Origin of the sequence: Sphingobium aromaticiconvertens, from assembly GCF_037154075.1 — a bacterium.
In the GTDB taxonomy this organism is placed as follows: Bacteria; Pseudomonadota; Alphaproteobacteria; order Sphingomonadales; family Sphingomonadaceae; genus Sphingobium; species Sphingobium aromaticiconvertens.
The window spans coordinates 49184-69300 of sequence record NZ_JBANRJ010000001.1; the positions used below are offsets into that span (position 1 = coordinate 49184).

Here is a 20117-nt window from a genome sequence, read left to right on the forward strand (position 1 = left end):
GCGTGTCCCGGCACCGTCCGGCCACTCAACTGCGCCGCTATTCGCCAGACGGCTAGATGGGACGGACTTCTTCATCGACACCAGAGCGAGACAGGACCCTGCGGTGAACAAATTCCTCCCAGGGGCGGGCACGATGCATGGTGGTGCGATTGTCCCATATGAGGAAGTCGCCGATCGACCAGTGGTGCGTATAGACATGTTCGGATCGGGTCGCGATGGCCGTCAGTTCGCGCACGAGCGCCCTGCCCTCGTCCACCGGCCAGCCGACGATATGCGAGGCATGGCTGGACAGATACAGATATTTACGGCCCGTCCTCGGGTGGGTCCGCACCAGCGGATGGTCGACCGGCACGTTTTTCGCCCGATCCTCATCGCTATAAGCAAGGCCCAGTTCGCTGCGGGAAAATTCCTGGGAATGGACGACGCGAAGGTCGGCGATCCGGGCCTGTTCGTCCGCGTCCAACGTGTCATAGGCTGCACGCATATCGCACCATTCCGTGTCGCCCCCGGTTGGCGGCAGTTCCCGTGCACTCAGAAATGCCACTTTGGTCGGCACCGGCTTGTAGGTTGTGTCCGAATGCCAGACCTTGTTGGTGAAGCTGAAGATGCGGCGTGGGTCGCCCTCAGGCAGGAACTGGTTATTCTCGTCCAGATTGGCGACGTCCGACAGATCTGCCTGAGCAATGCGGCGGGCGAATATTCCCTCCACTGCGGCATAGCTGCGCTGCACATTGCCCCAAAGGCCCGTAATCTCCAGTTGGCGGTCACCGCTGATCGGTTGATCGGGCAACAGCAAGAAGGCGAACCGGTCGAGCGCTTCTTTCAACTGGCCCACGATGGTATCGGGTAGCGGCTCGTCCAGGTTCAGGCCTGTCACGCGCGCACCGAAGTCGGCCTGTATTCCGCTGGGTGTCAGCGGCGATAGGGAAGGGAGCATGAGACAAATCCTTTGGTTGGATCAGGGCGTCACCCACGCTCATCATCAGCAAGACGCCGATGTAGGAGGCGTGGGCGCTATCCGATTGCGTGCCATCGCCCCGATTGTTGCCGGTCGGCAACCGTTCCGAAATGGCAACTGTCGCCATCCTCACCAGACGATAAAATCTTGCGCGCTCCATGACGCGCGACAGTGTTGCGCCTATCACCGACCTTGCAAGCGACCGGAGATAGAACGATGGACGAAGTAGTGCTGGGGCAGCGCGGTCGCGCGGCGATTGATTTCCATTGTGCGGTGCGTGGCGCCGTCGCGAAGCTGCAAAGGGCGGTCGAGGCAGAGTTGAGCGACGCGGGCATCACCGCCCAGACGATGCCCGAGAAGATGGACGACCGGCACAGGCTTGTGGATGCAACGCTGGCGGAGTCGGCCACTTATGGCGCCCGCGCGCTATTGGGCGAGTGGACAGCCAAAGACCATGGACCGATTTGCCAGGATGCATTCGCCGAAATCCGCGAGGCTGTGGAGCCGATGCTCAAGGCATTGGAGGATGGTCCGGCGAGCCTAGAACTGGACGAAGCACTGAAATTGCCCGCTTATTTCGAGCAGGTGTGGTTCCACCGCACCACCGGCGGCTGGGATGCCAGCCCGCATAATGGCTTCGTTCATGGCGAACTAATCCACAAGCGCATCCTGACCCGGGTGTTCGGCGGCAATATCTTCGGACATCGCCGCACCGCTGCCCAGCGCGCGCCGCGGCGCGACTATCGCCATATCCTGGATATGGGCGCGTCGTCGGGCCATAATATGGTTGCGCTGACCGAGGCCTTCCCGGATGCCGAGGTTAGCGGCGTCGATTTCTCCGCACGAATGCTGGAGCAGGCGCGGCGGGTCGCAAACGCGCGGGGCTGGGCATGGAAACTCTATCAGCGGCCGTGCGAGGATACCGGCTTTGCCGACGAGAGTTTCGATCTGGTCAGCAGTTATAACCTGATCCACGAAATTCCGCCGCGCATCATACGCGCGGTCTTTGCCGAGGCATTCCGACTGCTGGAGCCAAGCGGAACCATCATCATGTCCGACGTACCGCGCTATGCCGAGATCGACCGGATGGCGTCTTGGCGGTTCGACTGGATGGCGCGCTGGGGCGGCGAACCCTATTGGCGCGCAGCGTCGAGTACCGACTTGGTGCAGGTGGCGACAGACGCCGGGTTCACCGATGTCGACGGAAGCGTACTACCCGGCGGCCAGCCCTATATACTGGTCGCGCGCAAACCGGAGGCAGCGTGGTGACGGCTAAACGCGCGTCCGACCCCGAACCGCGCCAGATGCTGCGTGACCGCCAGATCGACCATCTGGGCGAGGCGATGCTGACGCTGACGCGCGAGTTGTGGGTGCTGACGGATCGGGTACGGATATTGGAAGCCGTGCTTGAGGACCAGGGACTGGACGTGGGGGGGGCGATTGCGACCTATGTGCCGTCGGCGGAGATGGAAACGGAACTGGCGATCGCGCGCGCGAGACTGGTTGACGGCGTGGTCAAGGCGTTGACGGGGCCGGTCGAGGGATAGGACAAGGAGAGGTGCCCCCTCACCGCTGCAAAAAATCCTCAATCAATTCGGAGATCTTCTTCGTTTCCAGATCGAACATGCCGTGCGAGAGACCCGGCATCTCTATATAGCGCGCCCCTCTTACGCGCGGCGCGTTCGCCCGCGTCAGATCCCACAAGTCATCCTGCGGATTGAGGATCAGCGTGTCGTGGGCCAGTACATCAAGCGCGGATTGCAGATCGTGGCGGTAGACCGCGTCATAGCCCCAGGGCGCTCTGGACCCACAGCGCAGATTTTCGGTCAGCGATTCGTGCAGCCAACTGGTATCGACCCGCGCGTCCGACAGCGACCGCATGAGCGCCCACATGCGTTGCAGGTGCGATCCATCCTCAACCGGCATGGGCCAATGCGCCAGTGCAGCACGTTTTTCGGTGCGAACGGCAGGCTCATAGGCTGCGACCGAAACCAAAATGAGGCGGCGCACCTGCCGGGGCCTCAGATTGGCCATCGCCACGGCAATCGACGAGCCGGTATGATAGCCCAATATATCGACCATATTGTCGGCGATCAGGCCATTGGCGGCGATCCGATCGACCACGCCGAACATCGCGTCGGCATGGTCCTCGATCGATGGTGGCGCGGGCGGCGGATCGCTGGCGCCATAGCCCGGTGTATCGGGCGCAAACGCTGTCCGTCCCGGTGCCAGATCCTTCATCAGCCGCTCATAGATCCAGCCTGACTTGGGCGTGGGATGCAGCATCAATAGGGGCGGTGCAGTGGGTTTTCCCGCCAGCCGCACATGGACCTGGCCCCAGCGACCGTCGATATAGGTTTTGGCAATCATCGTAGGTAGTTCAGCCGGAAGCGCCCGGACGTATGCGAAGCGAGGTGTCGCAATTGGTCAGTGGCTCCACACCATTGGCGGTGACCAATATCTGGTCCTCGACATGCAGATTGCCCCAGCCGATCTCATAATAGGGCATGTCGAGCGAGAAGATCATATTCTCCTCGAACACAAAGGGGCCGTTGCCACCGGGAAGGGTCGGCCCGATCGGAATCTTGTGGTCCGAATGTTCAAGGCCAATCGAGTGGGGCGTGGCGAAGAAGAAGCCGGGAAAACCGGCCGCCTGCACCGCATCGATGACCGCGCTGGTCGCTTCCTGTCCGGTGACGCCGGGCTTGACCACTTCGAGTACGGTTTTGCAGCCGACTTCCAGCGCCTTCATGCGCCGGACCAGTTCTGGCTTGGGTTCACCGCACACCGCTACGCGGCCGAGGTCGCCCAGATAATTCTTATACTCGCACAACCCATCAAAGGTAATGCTCTCCCCCTCCAACACGGTGCCCATGGCATGATGGGTGCCGTTCTGGCCGGTGTTGAGGTAGATCGCCTTGCCGCCGCGCTTGGCGACTTCGACATTGTAGAGGGTGTCGAGGTCGTCGCGCGGCATCCCGACCTCGATCGAATCCAGTACGACTTCGAGTGCCTCCTGGTTCATCGACGCGACCTTGCGCATCAAGGCGATCTCGGCAGGCGACTTGACCATGCGGATGTCACGGAAGGTTGTGGTGGCGTCCGTCACCTGCACGTCTGGCAGACCGATCTCCTGCAACCATGGGCCAACGCGCGGATCGTCGGATCCCAGCTTGCCAGCGGGCAGCCCCGCCTCCACAATCGCCTTCTTGAGCGCGTAAATGGCATTGACCGAAGCATTGCCCCGATGGCTCTCTTGAAACAGCAGATATTGCTCATCGCGCGGCGAGAGCGTGTCGTGGTTGATCGGCCATTTCATGCCATATTCGACATGCTCGGGATCTTCGACGTCGGGATCGAAATCGCGACGGTCGAGATAGATGGGGTGCACATAGCTCTGGATACTGGGCATCCAGGTTAATTCGGGCTTGTGGAAGAAGCGCACATGCTCGACGCCGGTGACGATCAGCGCGGGCGGCGCGGTTTCGTCGCGCGGCAGGAACGCATAATTGTAGAAGGTACGGCGCATCCGCATCAGCGCGCCCCAGTAGTCGGACAGGTAATAAACATTGATCGGCGCGGTGGCGATCAGCCCGTCCAGCCCTTCCCGATCCATGATTTCATGGGCGCGGGTCTTGTTCAGCAGCATGACGGACTCCCGATGATCGAAGGAAAAAAGAAACCCCGGCGATCCTGGTCTGGATCGCCGGGGCATCGGGAAGGATCAGAAGCGGACCGCGCCCCTGACGCCGATCGTGGCGCGTTCGGGTGCCGCTAGGACGATGGTGTTAAGGCCTTGAGCCACGCTGCCGTTTGGATTGGTGTTTCGCAGGACGTTCGACGGCGTCTTGTCGTCGAAGATATTGCGGCCGAAAAGTTCCAGCGTATATTTCCCCGTACTGGCGCCGATGCGGATGTTCACACGGCTGGCCGAGTTGATCCATGCCACATTGGCGGCCGTGGCATATTGTTTGCCGGTATAGATGTAATCGATACGGACAATGCCGGTCCAGTCGTCGTTGATTCTGGGCTGGTAGTTGATCGCCGCCGTACCGCTATATTCGGGGTAGCGTTCCATGGTGTTGCCAACCGGATTGATGATGCCGTCGATAGCGACGCATTCCGAACAGGCGACGTTGCGGATGTCGGTGGCCGCCCAGTTGAACGTCCCCTCCAGTGTCAGGTCATTGGTCGCCTGAAACGCCCCTTCCAGTTCCACGCCCCAGAGATTGGTCGATCCGTCGGGGAAGGTCAGCGTCGCCGTAGAGGTGGTGGTGCCCGTCAGATAGGCGATATTCTGGTTAATCTGGCGGTTACGCCATTCGCCATAATAGACCGCGCTCAGCACCCGCAGGCGACGACCGAAAAATTCGCCCTTCAGGCCTGCTTCGTACATCGTCAGCTTTTCTTCGTCGACCGCAGTCGGGATTTCGCGCCCGGCGTTGGTGGTCAACTGGGCCTGGATGGCGGGGGAGAACAAAGCATAGTTGGTGTTGAAGGTGCCAGGACGCGTGCCGCGCGACCAGGATGCGTAGGTCGATACTGTCGGCGTGATCTCATAGTTGAGGATGACACGCGGGGTGAAAGACTTGAACGTCTTCGCCAGATTGGCGGACTCGGCGCCCGTCACGGCTGAATAGCCGATATGGTTGACCCGATCCCACTGGTAACGGGCCTCGCCACTCAACTTCAGGCCATCCAGCAGTTCATAGCTGGCCGAACCGAACACTCCGAAGGTGCGGGCGCGATAGTCGGTCGGCGCCCCCAGATTGGTCGGCGTGGCGCCCCGCGACGCGCGGGTGAAAAAGTCGATGCTTTCCCAATAATAATTGCCGCCGACCATATAGGTGAACTTGCCGTTGTCGGGCGAGGCCAGCCGCAACTCAGCCGAATTATTTTCGATATCATAAGGCAGATAAACGGTTGAATAATAGCCGGTGCCATCGGGCGGACGATTATAGGTATCTGTCAGCGCAGCCCACCGGTTGCGGTTGTGCGAGAAGGCGGCGGACAGGGTGTGATCGCCCACTTCCTGGTCGATCATCAGCCGTGTCTGATAGGCTTTTCGTTCAATGCCCAGATGATCGATGAAGTCGGCCGGGACCGTCGCCCCGACTGCCGGATTGGTGACGCCGCCAAAGTTCAGGCTGCCCCCCCGATCAATATTCTGCGCCATCTTGGACGGCACGATATTGCCGACATTGCCACAGATATAGTTAAACCCGGTGGTGCTCCCTGCGGGCACGCGACCGTTGCCGCCCGCATTGCAGTTATAATCCGCTTCGGTCAGCAGCGCCTGCGCCGAAGGACCGTCGCTATCTTCCCAATAGGTGGCATAACCGCGCACGGTCGTCGTTTCGGTCGGCTTGGCGATGAAGCTGAAATCGATCGACTGGGTGTCGCGCTCGCCCAGGCGACCGCTATACCCAACATTCTCATACTGCCCGTCGGTGTGATAATAGCGACCAGCTAGGCGCACGGCGAGCTTGTCCTGGACAATCGGCCCCTCGACGCTCGCCTTGGCGTCGATGCTGTTATAAGAAGAATAGGAGATATCGACGCTGCCCTTGACCTCTTCGAGCGAGGGTGCACGGGTGATGAAGTTAATCGCGCCGGCAAAGGTCGAGCGACCGAAATAGGCGCTCTGCGGTCCCTTCACGACTTCGACCCGCTCGATATCGCCCATGCCCGATGTCGCGCCACCGGGGACCGCAACGCCATCGACGAAGATGGTGACGGCCTGACGATTGGGCGAGTCACCGGGATACATACCGCGCATCGAGATCGTCTGGAAACCGCGATCGTTCCGGTTTGCCGAACTGTTCTGATAGCGCAGGCCGGGCACGAAATCATTGAGTTCGTTGAGGCCGGTGACGCCGCGCTGGTTCAGCGCGTCCCCACTCAGCGCCGTGATGGAGACGGGCACGTCGATCAGGTTCTCACCCCGCTTGCGAGCGGTGACGACAATTTCGGCCATGCCGCCGGTCGATGCGCTATCTCCGGCGCTGTCCTGGGCCAAAGCCGGGATGCTGGAGAGGGCCAGCGCGGTGCCCGCAGTGGTGACGCACAACAGTGCCTTGCGCGATAGTGACGACGGAACCTTTGGGGTCGTAAACATGTTTCTCTGCTCCCTGCGCTGAAAAGACTTTTAAAGTCTCCTGCGAACCCCCGGGCACATCTTCTGCGGCTCCGGATTGTTGATGCGATCATCCGCAGCGAGGGGCCTTTCCGTCCAGTACCGCCATTCGATTATCCACCTGCCGGAGAGTTATAGCTCGTTTGTCCGACAGGCGGTCAAGAGCAAGCGGGTGCTGGCCTGATGTCCGCGCCATGCCGATCAAACACTACCGGCACGGACGTCGGACAAGATGGAGCGGGCATTCCCATGCGAGCCGAGATCGACAGGATAAGCCTTTTCGCCATGCCTATGGGCAGTGGCGCGCACTGCGCTGGATGGCGTCACCCGCTGGCCGGCGAGAGCCGCCTGCACTCTATAGGCCATTATCGCGCCATCGCCCAGATCGCCGAGCGTGGAAAATTCGATGCGATGTTCCTTGCCGATGCACAAGGCTTTCGGCCGATCGCCGGGCGCGACGCCTATGCCTGCGTCGATGCGATCAGGATGGACCCGGTGACGGTGCTGAGCGCGGTCGCGATGGCGACGTCACGGCTGGGCCTGATCGCCACCCTCTCCACCAGTTATAACGAACCTTATTCAGCGGCCCGCCGGCTGGCCACGCTCGATCATATCAGCGAAGGGCGAGCGGGCTGGAATGTCGTCACATCAACCACCGAGAACGAAGCACATAATTTCGGACGCGAGGGCCATTATGGCCATAGCGAACGCTATGCCCGCGCGGCCGAGTTCGTCGATGTCGCCAAGGCCTTGTGGGACAGTTGGGACGACGACGCCATTTTGGCAGATCGGACCGACGGACGCTATTTTGATCCAGACAAGGTGCATGCCATCGCGCATCAGGGAACGCATTTCAGTGTCGCCGGCCCGCTGACCATGGGGCGCCCTCCGCAAGGTCATCCAGTGATCGTACAGGCTGGCGCATCCGACGCGGGCCTGGATCTGGCGGCGCAGACGGCCGAGGCGGTCTTTACCTCTCATCCGGCGCTGGAAAGCGCGCAGGCCTTCTATACCGACCTCAAGGACCGGGTCGCCGCCGCCGGACGGTCGCGCGACAGCCTGAAGATATTGACCGCGATCCAACCGGTCATCGCCGACACGGCCGATGAAGCCGAAGCGATCACCCGGGAACTTGAAGCACTGATCCCGGCGGACCTTGCGATCGCATTGTTGCAAATGCAGTTTGGCGGCATAGACCTGTCCGGCTTCGATCCCGATGGCCCTTTACCCCCTGTCCCCGCCAACAATGCCTCACAGGGTTCGCAGAAGCGGATCATCGAACATGCCGCACGCGAGAATCTTTCGATCCTGCAGATCGCGCGACATATCGCGGCCGGGCGAACCAGCAAGACAGCAACCGGCACAGCCGAGCAGGTCGCCGACATGCTGACCCAGTGGTTCGCCGGGTCCGCTGCCGATGGTTTTGTCATCGCCGCGCCGGTCCTGCCCGACATGCTGGCCCGCTTCGTCGACGGGGTCGTGCCGATCCTGCAGGCGCGCGGCCTGTTCCGCACCGACTATGAAGGCACGACCCTGCGCGAACATCTCGGGCTGGCGCGCCCTGCCAGCCGCCATGCCGGACGGCCCGAGTTGCATGTGGAACCCGAAATCTGGCGGGAGGCCGGCCGATGAAGGTTTTCGGGCTGCTCCCCTATGTGGACGAAAGCGAAATCAAGCGCGCCACCGGCACGTTCGACCCGGCCTTCATCAAGACGCTGGCGCAATGCTATGACGCACTGGGCTATGAACGGGTGCTGATAGCTCAAAGCGCCAGTTCTCCCGACAGCATGACGGTCGCGGCGTCGGTCATGGCATGGACCAATCAGTTGAAACTGATGATCGCCCACCGACCCGGCTTCATCGCACCGACCATGGCCGCACGGATGCTGGCGACCATCGACCAGATGAGCGGCGGCCGGTGCGGCGTGCATATCATCACCGCGACCAACGATGCGGAGACGCGCGGTGACGGCGACTTCCTGACCAAGGACCAGCGCTATGCCCGCAGCCGTGAATATGTGGAGCTGCTGCGCCGGACTTGGGCTTCAACCGAACCGTTCGACCATGACGGCGACGCATATCGCGTCGAGGGCGCGAAGACGATGATCCGGCCCTACGACGAGTCGATTCCGATCTTCTGGGGTGGGTCTTCGGGTCTGGGCATCGCCTATGGCGGCGAATGTGCCGACGTCTACGCCTTTGCCGGAACGACGCTGGAACGCAGCGCCGCGCTGATCACGCAGGTGCGCGCCGCCGCCGAACCCTTCGGCCGCAAGCCCCGCTTCCTGATGTCGATCCGGGTCGTGATCGCACCAGACGACGCAGCGGCGTGGCCGCGGGCCGACGCTATCGTCGCCGACATCCGGTCGCAGGGCGGCACGTCGAAGAAAGGCCTGGGCAGCGGCTCTGATGGAAGCGCCGCGCGCCGCATCGCCGAAGCGATGGCAGCACGCTCGACCGCCGACCCCTGCCTGTGGGGCGGGGTAATCGAGGCGACCGGCGGCACATCGCACGCGATGGCACTCGTCGGCGGCCCCGATCAACTAGTCGAAACCTTGCGCGCCTATGAGGCGATCGGCGTGGACGATGTACTCCTACGCGGGTTCGACAATCTGGCGGATGCCGAGGCGGTCGGGCGGTTGCTCATTCCCAGGTTAGGCTGAATCGAGTACCGCGCCGCGCAAAGCCTCCGTCACGATCCGCAGCAACGGCGTCGGCACGGCGACCGCACGGCGCAGCATTAGGCCAGCCAGATAGTCGAACCGCATGTCGGGCAGATCCAGCGGCGCGAGACGCCCCGCCGCGACATCCGGCTGCGCTTCGGAACGGGGCAGCATGGCGACGAGATCGCCCTGCATCGCTACCTGGCGAACCAGCGGCAGGTGCGCACTATTGAACGCCTGTTGCGGCGCGGTCAGCCCCAGTCGGAAAAACAGACTGGCGAAGCGATAGGATAAAGACAGTTCGAACGGGATCGCCCATCGCTGGTCGGCGACCTCCTGCACTGTGACCCTGCGCCCCAGGAGCGGATGGCCCGGCCGGACATAGGGTTCCAGAATGATGGTCGCGAGCGGCTCGAAACTCAGTTCCGCCGTCTCCCGCTGGCCCGCGCGCAGGAAGTCCGGGATCAGGCATAAGGCAGCGTCCAGTTCTCGCGCCATAAGGCCAGCGGCCAGTATCTCACGTGTGCCGGTGCTGACCTGTACATTGAGTTGCGGCGCGCGGGCGGCAAGCAGGGCCACTGCGCGCGGTATCGCATGATCCAGGAAATTGGGCGATACGCCGATCCGCACCTGCCCTTCGGCCGCCAGATGGCTGGAATCGAGTTCGGCGATCGCCCGACTGGCTTCGTTGAGAATCGAGAGAGCATGCGGCAACAGCTTGTCTCCCGCCACGCTGACCAACGCGCCGCGCGGTCCCCGCTCGAACAAGCGGGTTCCCAGTTCCGCCTCTAGCAGGGCAATGCCACGCGTGAGCGCGGGCTGGCTTATGCCCAGCCGCCGGGCCGCCCGACCAAAACCACCCTCCTGCGCGACGGCGACGAACTGTTCGAGCCTCTTGGTATCCATTGTCTCTACTCATAACCAATATGCATGACTTTATGCACGACTTGCGGATTGTCTCAAGGCGCAAGTACATGGCAGTCGGGAAGCATGACCCTATCCCCTCGCCCTTCGCTTCCCTCGCGTGCCAAGCGCCGAACCCTCGTGCCCGGCCAGTCACCTTCCGAAGAAAGAATGCTGGCCATGATCACGGCGCTGGCCTCCGAACTGGCGGTGACTCGCGAACGGCTGGACAGCGTAGAGCGGCTGCTGGAAGCAGCAGGCGTGATGGAGCGAACTGCGGTCGAGGGCTTCGCCCCTGATGCAGCGCAGGCGGATGAGCGCGACGCCATCCGCCGCAGGGTGATCGCCCATGTCTTTGGACCGCTGCGCAGCGACATCGACCGCCAGGAGGATGCACGATGATTCACCCCATGTTACCGGGCACGACCCATGACGAGACCGCCGCCCAATTGTTCGTCCGTGATTTCAAGCTGTTCCTGGCCGAGGGCGTGGAACCCGGCCACCGTGCGCGGGCCGAACAGCTCGATCCGGGCGTGAGAATCAATGCGCGCGTCGAAACGGTCTATCAGAAGCTCCATGACGATGAAGGGTTCCGGGCCTGGGCGAGCCTGCGCCGCACGTCGCAGGAGATGCTGTGGGCGAGCGTCAGCGAGAGCGTGGCGCGGCAGGCGGACGCATTGGAAGCGCTGGCCGCCGCCGCCCCGGATATGGGATCGCTGACGCTCGATCCCGATTTTGTGCAGCCCGACTATCTGGAAGCCGGTGACGTCCATCTGATGCCGGGCGGCTATGCCCATGACGATGGGACTGTGTTGCAGGGCGCGGTGATGGATCGCGGGGGCGCGGTCTATATGCTGGGGCGCAATGGTGGCCTGATGAACGATGTACGCGGGCACACGGTCGCGGCGCATGTCTTTGCGCTATATCCTGACCTTGAACCTGGCCATATCCTGGAACTGGGTTGCGGCGTTGGTGCAAGCCTGATCCCCGTCGCGGCCGCCTTTCCCGACGCAAAGGTCCATGGGATAGACGTTGGCGCGGCGATGCTGCGCTATGCACTGGCCCGTGCGCGGCATCTGAGCACAAGCGTGCATCTGGTCCAGGGCAATGTCGAACAGGCCCCCTTCCCCGACGCTAGCTTCAACTTCGTATTCTCCAGCGTGCTGCTGCATGAAACATCGCCTACGGCGATCACCCGCATCATCGCCGAAAGTCACCGGCTGCTGAAGCCCGGCGGGGTCGTCGTCCATCTTGAAGTGCCCAATCGTTATGACGAGCTGGACCTGTGGGGCAAGATACGAGGCGAGATCGAAGCCGATTACAACAATGAGCCAAACTGGAAGGCCGCGATCAGTGCCGACTATCGCGCGTTGCTGGCGCAGGCGGGATTTGAGGATATCGCTGTCGGCTATCAGGCGGCGACATCGGCGCCGGCGCGGGGCGCGGGCGGTTTTTCGGAGAAATCGATGGGCACTTTCCGCTCCTGGTTCGTTGCGTCGGCGCGTAAATAGGGACGCGCTGTGCCAGGGTTGAGCGATAGCCGGACGCGAAACCGGGGGCGGAGGGTCGCGCCGCTTGTGGTCGGCGCCGCTACCTTCATGCAGGCATTCGACAGCAGCGCGATCATCGTCGCCTTGCCTGCCATGGCGCGCGATTTCGGTGCACCAATATTGTCTCTCAACCTGGTCGTGGTCGCCTATCTGGTTGCCGCCACTGCGGCCTTGCCGGCCTGCGGATGGGCGGCGGATCGTTTTGGCGCACGGCGCGTATTTCTGTTCGCAGTAGCGGGATTTGGATTGTCCTCGCTCGCCGCCATGCTCGCGCCCAGCTTTAGCTGGCTGATAGCAGCGCGAATCATCCAGGGCTGCATGGGCGCGTTACTGCTGCCGGTTGGCCGGATCATCGTGCTGCGATCCGTGCCGCGTCGGGAATTCGTCAGCGCATTGGCGATGCTGAGTCTGCCGATCATGCTAGGGCCATTGCTGGGTCCGACGGTTGGCGGACTCGTTGTTACCGCCGGGTCATGGCGTTGGTTGTTTGCGATCAACATATTAGTGTCGATCGCCGGGCTGTTCGCTGTGCGCCACTATGTTGAGGACCTGCCGGGCGAAGATCCCCGGCCGCTCGATATGGTCGGGCTGCCCCTGATCGCCGCAGCGCTGATCGGAATCAGCTCTGGCATTACCGCGTTCACTCACCAAGGCACGTCGCCCGCTGTGGCCGCGCTGCTGCTGGCCGCGGGGCTTGCCTGCGCCGCGCTTTATGGCTGGCACGGGCGTCGGCATCCCCAGCCGGTGCTGGACCTTCGAATATTCCGCGTGCCATTGCTCGCCGCGACCAATGTGGGCGGGCTGTTCCAGCGGATGCTGGTCGGTGCTGCGCCCTTCCTTCTAACGATGCTGTTTCAGCCGGGGTTGGGACTGGATGCGGCAACTAGCGGCGGACTGATCTTCGCGAGCGCATTCGGCGCAATTCTGGGTCGGTGGCTGCTCCCGCCCCTGATCGCCCGTTTCGGGTTTCGCACCTTCCTGATCGGCAACAGTCTGGTGATGGCGCTGTCGATGGCGGTCTGCGCGTGGATCGACGCGGAGACGCCCTATGCGGTGATTATTATCATCCTGTTCCTGCAAGGGTTGATCCGCGCGGTGCAGTTGATGGGGCTGTCCGCCGTCAGCACCAATGGCACAGATTTGAGGTTGTAAATTAAGGAGGGTTTGGGCTTCGTCGTAGTGACGAAGGAACGAAGATGAAGCCCAAACCCTCCTTGAAAAATTCGCCGACAAAGGCCCCTGCTGAGCGTGTTGTGAAGGATATCCGGCGGCAGACCCGGCGCCATTTCTCAGCCGAAGACAAGATCCGTATTGTGCTGGACGGTCTGCGCGGCGAGGACAGCATCGCCGAGTTGTGCCGCAAGGAAGGCATTGCCCAAAGCCTGTATTACACCTGGTCGAAGGAGTTCATGGAAGCGGGCAAGCGGCGCCTGGCCGGTGACACCGCCCGTGCTGCGACCACTGGCGAGGTGCAGGATCTGCGCCGCGAGGCCCGTGCCCTGAAGGAATGCGTGGCCGACCTGACGCTGGAAAACCGCCTGCTTAAAAAAAGCATGATCGCGGATGGGGGCGACGACGAATGAGGTATCCCGCATCCGAAAAGCTCGAGATCATCCGGATCGTCGAGCAGTCGCACCTGCCCGCCAAGCACACGCTGGACAAACTCGGCATCCCCCGCCGGACGTTCTACCGCTGGTACGATCGCTTCGTCGAAGGCGGGCCGGAGGCGCTGGAAGATCGGCCATCGGCGCCGAGTCGGGTGTGGAACCGCATCGGCGACGATATCCAGGGCCAGATCGTCGAGATGGCGCTGGATTACAGCGAGCTGTCACCGCGCGAACTGGCGGTGCGCTTCACCGACGAGAAGCGCTACTTCGTGTCGGAGGCCACCGTTTACCGCCTGTTGAAGGCCCACGATCTGATTACCAGTCCGGCCTATGTGGTGATCAAGGCCGCCGATCGCTTCCATACCCAGACCACGCGTCCGAACGAGATGTGGCAGACCGATTTTACCTACTTCAAGATCATCGGGTGGGGCTGGATGTACCTGTCGACCGTGCTCGACGACTTCTCGCGCTACATTATCGCCTGGAAACTGTGCACCAACATGCGCGCCGAGGATGTCACCGACACGCTGGACCTGGCCCTTAAGGCTTCCGGCTGCGACAGCGCCACCGTGCTGCACAAGCCCAGGCTGCTCAGCGATAACGGCCCCAGCTACATCGCGGGCGAACTGGCGGAATACATCGATGCCCAGAAGATGAGCCATGTACGCGGCGCTCCGATGCACCCCCAGACCCAAGGCAAGATCGAGCGCTGGCACCAAACCCTGAAAAACCGCATCCTGCTGGAAAACTACTTCCTGCCCGGCGACCTTGAGGCCCAGATCGAGGCCTTCGTCGAGCATTACAACAACCAGCGTTACCACGAGAGCCTGAACAACGTGACGCCCGCCGACGCCTACCTCGGCAGGGCTCCCGCCATCATCAAACAGCGCGAAAGGATCAAGCGAAAGACCATCGAATATCGGCGCTTGCAACACCGCAGGCTCGCCGCTTAACATCAACCCCAAGACGAGGCCCGCACTCCGCTAATTTACGACGCGACGTGTGCCAAATGTTCTGACGACGGACAGCCGGTCGGCGCGATCACCACCGGCATGGCAATCTTGCGCCCCAGCACCTTGGTGGAAAGATCTGGACGCCGCTCTGTCGAGCAGGCACGCGGATCGAAAAAAACGCGCGTAAAGGCCAGTTCATTGGCGAAGGCGGTAATCTCCGCATCCTTGCCGCCCTCGACATAATGATAGACGGCGGGCGGCAAGCGGCGGCGAGCGATCTGCCGCGCCTGCTCCAGACTGGAAAAGTCGATCCGACGCCCGGTCATGGCGACACATAAGCGACGATGGCGTCACCCGCGCTGAGGCTGAGCGACCGGTGCCCAGCCGCCGCGACGACAATGAACTGCCGCCCGCTGCGCCCCAAATAGGTCATCGGCGTCGCATGGGCGGAATCCGGCAGCGCCGCCTGCCAGACCTGTTTACCGGTCCGGGTGTCGAAGGCGCGAAAAGTCTTGTCGACCGATGCGCCCACGAAGCTGAGACCGCTCTTCGTCACAAGCACTCCACCCAGTGCGGGCACGCCCATCGGGATCGGCACGCCGCTGCGCAGGCCCATCGGCCCGGCTTCCTTGCCGGTGCCGAGTGGCCGGGACCATAACAATTTGCGGGTCTTCAGGTCGATCGCGCTGATCCGGCTCCACGGCGGCTGCTGACACGGCACGGCCAGGGGCGAGAGGAAGGGCTTCGTCATTTCGCCATAGGGCGTTCCCTCCATCGCGTTGATGCCGCGCAAGGCGTCCAGCCCTTCCCGGCCCCGCCCCATGGCATAGGCCCTTTCCGCCAGGGCTTGCTTGCGCGTGTAGAGTTGCGCGCGATTGGCGAGATGCTCGGTCACCGCCACCAATACGCCGCTCTGAGGATCGATGGAGATGCTGCCCCAGTCCATGCCGCCAAGGAAACCGGGATAAGTGATGCTGGGCGTCAGGCCGGGCGGCGTCATCGGCCCGTGATAGCGGGATTCGACGAACTTAATCCGGCACCACAACTGGTCGAACGGGGTCAGACCCCACATCATGCGCTCGTTCAGCAGGCCGCCAGCCAGCGAAGGCATGTCGGTCGGATAGGGCTGGGTGGGCGACAGGCGCTCCTCCGGCGCGGCGCCGCGTTGCGGGGCCGGACGCTCCTCGACGGGCGAGAGCGGCTTGCCGGTGCGTCGGTTGATCAGGAATATCTCGCCCCGCTTGGTCGCCTGCGCCAGAACAGGGATCGCCCCGCCCGTGCCCGGAAGATCGAACAGCACCGGCTGCGACCCGATATCATAGTCCCACAGGTCGTGATGGACGGTCTGGAACACCCAGCGCCGACGCCCGGTCGCGATATCCAGCGCCATAATGCTACTGGAAATTTCCTCGTCAAATGGTCGCCGTTGCGCGCCGAAATAATCGGGCGTCGCATTCCCGGTGGGGACATAGACCAGGCCCAGACTGTCATCATAGGCCATCTGCCCCCAATTGTTCGGCGTCGAATGCGTATAGGTTTCGCCCGCTGGCGGCAGGCCAGTGCGATCGGGATGTCCGACATCATAAGCCCAGACCAGCTTGCCGCTGACCGCGTCGAAAGCGCGGATGACGCCGGATGGCTCGCCCCAATATTGATTGTCGGGCAATGTCCCGCCCAGCACGATCAGGCCACGCGCGATGGTGGGGGCGGCGGTGTGGGAATAATAGCCATCCAACACCTTGCCGAAACCCTCCAGCAAGGAGACCTCCCCCCCATTGCCGAACTGCGCGCACAGGCGCCCGGTGCGCGCATCCAGCCCAATCAGGCGGCCATCGACCGTTGTGGTGAAGATGCGTTCGGCACAGGCGCCCGTCGCATCGGGCACGCGATAATAGGCGACGCCCCGGCATGACAGAAAAGGCGTATGGCGCGCAACCTTGGGATCATAGCGCCAACGCTGCTTTCCCGTTTCAGCGTCTAGCGCGACCACGGTGTTGATACCGCTGCACGCATAGAGCGTATCGTCGATCTTGATTGGCGTGACCTGCAACCCGCCCGCCTTCTCATCGCCGAAACGGAAGGTCCATGCGGGCTTGAGTTTGTCGACATTGTCGGGCGTTATCCGGTCCAGCGTGCTGAACCGGGCGCCGGCCATGGTGCCGCCAAAGGCGCTCCAGTCCGCGCCCGCGCCGGGCAGCGACACTCCGCCGCCCGGCACGATGCCGCGATCCTGGATGACGAGGCTGTTGAAAGCCAGTCCGAGCGCTGGCACCGCAATGGCCGCAAAGCACAGGGCCGCCAACGCGGCACGCTGAACTGGCAATGTCAGCGACGGGCCGCCCGACAAGCCCCGGCGCGCGAAGGGCAATGCTATCCACAGGCCAAGAAGGTAGAAAAGGCCAAGGCGGGGCGCCATCGGCCAGGGGTCGAGCCCGCCCTCATACAGCGTCCAGCACAGCAGCAGCACGAGCAGCAGGCCATATATCCACAAGCCCCAACGGCTACCTCGCCCCAGCGTGATGGCGCTCGCTCCCGCCAGCAGGCCCCAAAGGATGTAAAGCGGCGAACCGCCGGCAATCGCGAGCAGGATTCCGCCAATGCCCAGCGCCAGGCCGACGAGCAGCAGCACGAGCGCAAACAAATAGGGTGGCCGCGCCGTCCCGCTCTCGGCATATTTTTCCGATTCGCCCGCTGCCGCCATGTCCCGCTCCCTAAGCTTAGTTTTATCAATGTTCTATTATCGAACTATTGTGCGTCAAAGTTCCACGCGATCGCAAGAGAGTCAAGAGATCGCTCTTCCCTTGAAGCACCCAATCGAAAATAAATGCAGCAGTGATGGATTATTCCGGCCCCGCCAGCATCGCCGGGAGGCGGCGCGACATGATACGCTCAGCATCCGATACGATCCGGTCGATCAGATCGGCGCAGGTCGGTATGTCGTGGATCAAACCCTGAACCAGTCCGCCCCAGACGATACCGGCATCAACATCGCCGCTTTCCAGCGCGTGCCGCCCGCCCGCGCCGCGCACCAGATGCGCAATGTCGTCGAAGACGGCGCCGGGCCGCCGGGAAATCTCGATCACCTCGTCGGATACGCCGGTCTGCACCACGCGGGCGGTGTTGCCGAACTGGCGGAAGATGAGGTTGGTCGACCGCTCGTCATTGGCGACCAGCAACTGTTTGATAGTGTCGTGGATCGGCGCCTCTACCGTGGCGCAGAAACGCGTGCCCATGGTGATGCCCTCAGCCCCAAGCGCCAGCGCGGCGACAAGGCCACGTCCGTCGCCAAAGCCGCCGCTGGCTATGATCGGCACGTCGATGGCGTCGGCGGCCGCAGGGATCAGGATCAGGCCGGGAATATCGTCCTCGCCCGGATGCCCCGCGCATTCGAAGCCATCGATCGAAATCATGTCCACGCCCATACGCACGGCCGACCGGGCATGTCGCACCGCCGTGCATTTGTGGATGACGGTGATCCCCGCCGCCTTGAACGCGTCGACATGTTCCTGCGGCTTGTACCCGGCAGTCTCGACGATGCCGACACCCCCATCGATGATCGCCCGGCGATATTCGGCATAGGGTGGCGGCGAAAGCGTCGGCAGAATCGTCAGGTTCACGCCAAACGGCCGGTCGGTCATCGACCGGCAACGATCGATTTCCCGGCGCAAATCGTCCGACGTCGGTTGGGTAAGTGCCGTCAATATCCCCAGCCCACCGGCATTGGAAACCGCGGCTGCCAGCTCCGCGCGCCCGACCCACTGCATACCGCCCTGGATGATCGGATGCGCGATCCCCAGCAATTGCGTAACGCGGGTGTGGATCATGCGTCCGGTGCCTCCTTCTGGCGATGGGAAGGCATGCCGTCGAGCAACAGTACCTTTGTCTCTAAATAGGGCCGCAATCCCTCGATTCCGCCCTCGCGACCGACACCGGATTGTTTGAAACCGCCAAATGCGATGCTGAAATCCATGCGGATCGAGTTGTGGCCGACCGTCCCCGAGCGCAATTCCCGTCCCGCAGCATAGGCCCGGTCGATGTCGTTGGTGAAGATCGATCCGTTGAGGCCGAAGGGGCTGTCGTTGGCGATGGCCAGAAGATCCGCTTCGCTGTCGGCCGGGATCACCGACAGGACAGGACCGAATATTTCTTCCTGCGCAATCGCCGATCCGTTGTCGACATGGCCAAAAACAGTGGGCTCGACATAGAAACCGCGATTGAGATGCGCCGGTCGGCTACCGCCCGTACCCAGGGTAAAGCCGTCCGCCTTGCCCTTTGCGATATAGCTCTCCACCCGCTCGCGCTGTCGCGCGGTAGAGAGCGGCCCCATGCCGGAAGCCGGGTCGAACGGGTCGCCGACCTGCACCTTGCCCATTTTGGCGCTCAGTGCATCCAGCAGTTGATTGTGCCTGTTTCGGCTGACGATAACCCGCGTGAGCGAAGCGCACACCTGCCCGGTCATGTCCGGCGCGGCCGCGGCTATGGTGCGCGCGGCAGCCTCTACATCATAATCATCCATGATGACCGCCGCCGACTTGCCACCCAGTTCCATCGTGTAGCGCGCCATCCGCCCGCCCAGGATCGAGGCAATCTTCTTCCCGGCGACCGTCGATCCGGTGAAAGCGATCTTGTCGATGCCCGGATGGCGGACGAGCGCTTCGGACGGACCGCGATCGGCCGTGACAACATTGACGACGCCGGGCGGCAGACCCGCCGCCTGCGCGATTTCGGCCATGAGCAGAGCATGGCCGGGCGCCTCCGGCGACGCCTTGATGACTACGGTGCAGCCGGCGATCAGCGCCGGCGCGAGCTTGAAAGCGATGAGCGAGATCGGGCCATTCCAGGGAATGATGGCCCCCACCACGCCCACCGGCTCACGGACCAGCAGGCCGACCTTCGCGCCGGAAAAGGTGCGGTGTTCCTCTTCGAAGGGAAAGCGCGTCGCCAGACCGGCATAATATTTGTAGAGGCCACTGACCGACGCGGCGTGGGCCGTGGCCGTGCTGTGCAATATGCCCATTTCATTGGGCCAGATATAGGCGACGTCGGCGGCGCGCTCTTCGAGCAGGCGGGCCATTTCCTTCATATAGCCTGCGCGCTCGACATGGGTCATGCGCGGCCACGGCCCGGTGTCGAACGCCTCGCGCGCGGCGGCGACCGCGCGGTTGATGTCATCCTCTCCCGCCGCCGCGACGCGGACGAACAGCTCCTCCGTCGCGGGTGCTATGACGTCAATGGTCTCGCCGCTCGACGAAGCGACCCATTCGCCGCCGATGAACAGCTTGTCGGCATGGCTGAAGGGCAGGTCGCGGGGTGCCTGTGTCATGATCTTCTCCAATTTTCGTTAGCC

The 20117-nt window shown here is 62.7% G+C and carries 17 protein-coding genes; 8 read left to right on the plus strand and 9 right to left on the minus strand.

The genetic code is table 11. From position 1 onward, the window contains the following. Positions 1-52: 52 nt before the first annotated feature. Complete coding sequence (locus WFR25_RS00275; RefSeq protein WP_336967427.1) at positions 53-937, minus strand: TauD/TfdA dioxygenase family protein; 885 nt, start codon at positions 935-937, stop codon at positions 53-55. 237 nt (positions 938-1174) lie between these two features. On the opposite strand from WFR25_RS00275, the gene WFR25_RS00280 reads away from it, so the two are divergent. Both WFR25_RS00280 and WFR25_RS00285 read left to right on the plus strand, forming a co-directional pair. Further along, positions 1175-2227: a class I SAM-dependent methyltransferase gene (locus WFR25_RS00280; protein ID WP_336967428.1), complete on the plus strand. Its 1053-nt coding sequence runs from the start codon at positions 1175-1177 to the stop codon at positions 2225-2227. Then, on the plus strand, positions 2224-2505 hold the full coding sequence (locus tag WFR25_RS00285; RefSeq protein ID WP_336967429.1) for a hypothetical protein: 282 nt from the start codon (positions 2224-2226) through the stop codon (positions 2503-2505). Before WFR25_RS00280 ends, WFR25_RS00285 begins: the two co-directional genes overlap by 4 nt. A 19-nt stretch (positions 2506-2524) precedes the next feature. Here the strand turns inward: WFR25_RS00285 and WFR25_RS00290 are convergent, their stop codons facing one another. From WFR25_RS00290 to WFR25_RS00300, 3 genes are all read right to left on the minus strand, one after another. Beyond that, complete coding sequence (locus WFR25_RS00290) at positions 2525-3328, minus strand: alpha/beta fold hydrolase (protein WP_336967430.1); 804 nt, start codon at positions 3326-3328, stop codon at positions 2525-2527. Positions 3329-3338: 10 nt separating this feature from the next. Beyond that, complete coding sequence (locus WFR25_RS00295) at positions 3339-4607, minus strand: M24 family metallopeptidase (RefSeq protein ID WP_336967432.1); 1269 nt, start codon at positions 4605-4607, stop codon at positions 3339-3341. A 75-nt stretch (positions 4608-4682) separates the two neighbouring features. After that, entirely contained in the window at positions 4683-7076 is a 2394-nt protein-coding gene (locus tag WFR25_RS00300; RefSeq protein WP_336967436.1) for a TonB-dependent receptor, read from the minus strand. A 267-nt stretch (positions 7077-7343) separates the two neighbouring features. Here WFR25_RS00300 and WFR25_RS00305 point away from each other — a divergent pair, with 267 nt between their 5' ends. Together WFR25_RS00305 and WFR25_RS00310 are read left to right on the plus strand one after the other, a co-directional pair. Further along, positions 7344-8726, plus strand: a complete 1383-nt coding sequence (locus tag WFR25_RS00305; RefSeq protein WP_336967438.1) for an LLM class flavin-dependent oxidoreductase — start codon at positions 7344-7346, stop codon at positions 8724-8726. Then, positions 8723-9757 (plus strand): LLM class flavin-dependent oxidoreductase, encoded by a 1035-nt coding sequence (locus WFR25_RS00310; RefSeq protein WP_336967440.1) that lies wholly within the window; start codon positions 8723-8725, stop codon positions 9755-9757. The genes WFR25_RS00305 and WFR25_RS00310 overlap by 4 nt, the downstream gene beginning before the upstream one ends. Here the strand turns inward: WFR25_RS00310 and WFR25_RS00315 are convergent. Further along, complete coding sequence (locus WFR25_RS00315; RefSeq protein WP_336967442.1) at positions 9749-10663, minus strand: LysR family transcriptional regulator; 915 nt, start codon at positions 10661-10663, stop codon at positions 9749-9751. The two genes, WFR25_RS00310 and WFR25_RS00315, sit on opposite strands and share 9 nt — an antisense overlap. Positions 10664-10831: 168 nt before the next feature. On the opposite strand from WFR25_RS00315, the gene WFR25_RS00320 reads away from it, so the two are divergent. The 4 genes from WFR25_RS00320 (at position 10832) to WFR25_RS00335 (ending at position 14770) form a co-directional block, all read left to right on the plus strand. Further along, a complete protein-coding gene (locus WFR25_RS00320; RefSeq protein WP_336967444.1) occupies positions 10832-11062 on the plus strand; it encodes a hypothetical protein in 231 nt (76 codons plus the stop codon). Beyond that, the gene (locus WFR25_RS00325; protein WP_336967446.1) at positions 11059-12171 is read left to right on the plus strand and encodes a class I SAM-dependent methyltransferase; all 1113 of its coding nucleotides are present in this window, start codon (positions 11059-11061) and stop codon (positions 12169-12171) included. Before WFR25_RS00320 ends, WFR25_RS00325 begins: the two co-directional genes overlap by 4 nt. Before the next feature lie 87 nt (positions 12172-12258). Beyond that, entirely contained in the window at positions 12259-13362 is a 1104-nt protein-coding gene (locus tag WFR25_RS00330) for an MFS transporter (RefSeq protein ID WP_336967449.1), read from the plus strand. 44 nt (positions 13363-13406) lie between these two features. Then, a protein-coding gene (locus tag WFR25_RS00335) for an IS3 family transposase (protein ID WP_336967452.1) occupies positions 13407-14770 on the plus strand; the annotation gives its coding sequence in 2 pieces (ribosomal slippage) (positions 13407-13754 and positions 13757-14770; 1362 coding nt in all). Between the two features lie 35 nt (positions 14771-14805). On the opposite strand, the gene WFR25_RS00340 is transcribed toward WFR25_RS00335, so the two are convergent. From WFR25_RS00340 to WFR25_RS00355, 4 genes are all read right to left on the minus strand, one after another. Further along, positions 14806-15096, minus strand: coding sequence for an alpha-hydroxy-acid oxidizing protein (locus tag WFR25_RS00340; protein ID WP_336967454.1), 291 nt, complete (start codon positions 15094-15096; stop codon positions 14806-14808). Continuing rightward, positions 15093-17471: a membrane-bound PQQ-dependent dehydrogenase, glucose/quinate/shikimate family gene (locus WFR25_RS00345; protein WP_336967455.1), complete on the minus strand. Its 2379-nt coding sequence runs from the start codon at positions 17469-17471 to the stop codon at positions 15093-15095. The genes WFR25_RS00340 and WFR25_RS00345 overlap by 4 nt, the downstream gene beginning before the upstream one ends. Before the next feature lie 139 nt (positions 17472-17610). Further along, complete coding sequence (locus WFR25_RS00350; protein ID WP_336967457.1) at positions 17611-18594, minus strand: NAD(P)H-dependent flavin oxidoreductase; 984 nt, start codon at positions 18592-18594, stop codon at positions 17611-17613. Beyond that, a complete protein-coding gene (locus WFR25_RS00355) occupies positions 18591-20093 on the minus strand; it encodes an aldehyde dehydrogenase (RefSeq protein ID WP_336967459.1) in 1503 nt (500 codons plus the stop codon). The genes WFR25_RS00350 and WFR25_RS00355 overlap by 4 nt, the downstream gene beginning before the upstream one ends. Positions 20094-20117: the final 24 nt, after the last annotated feature.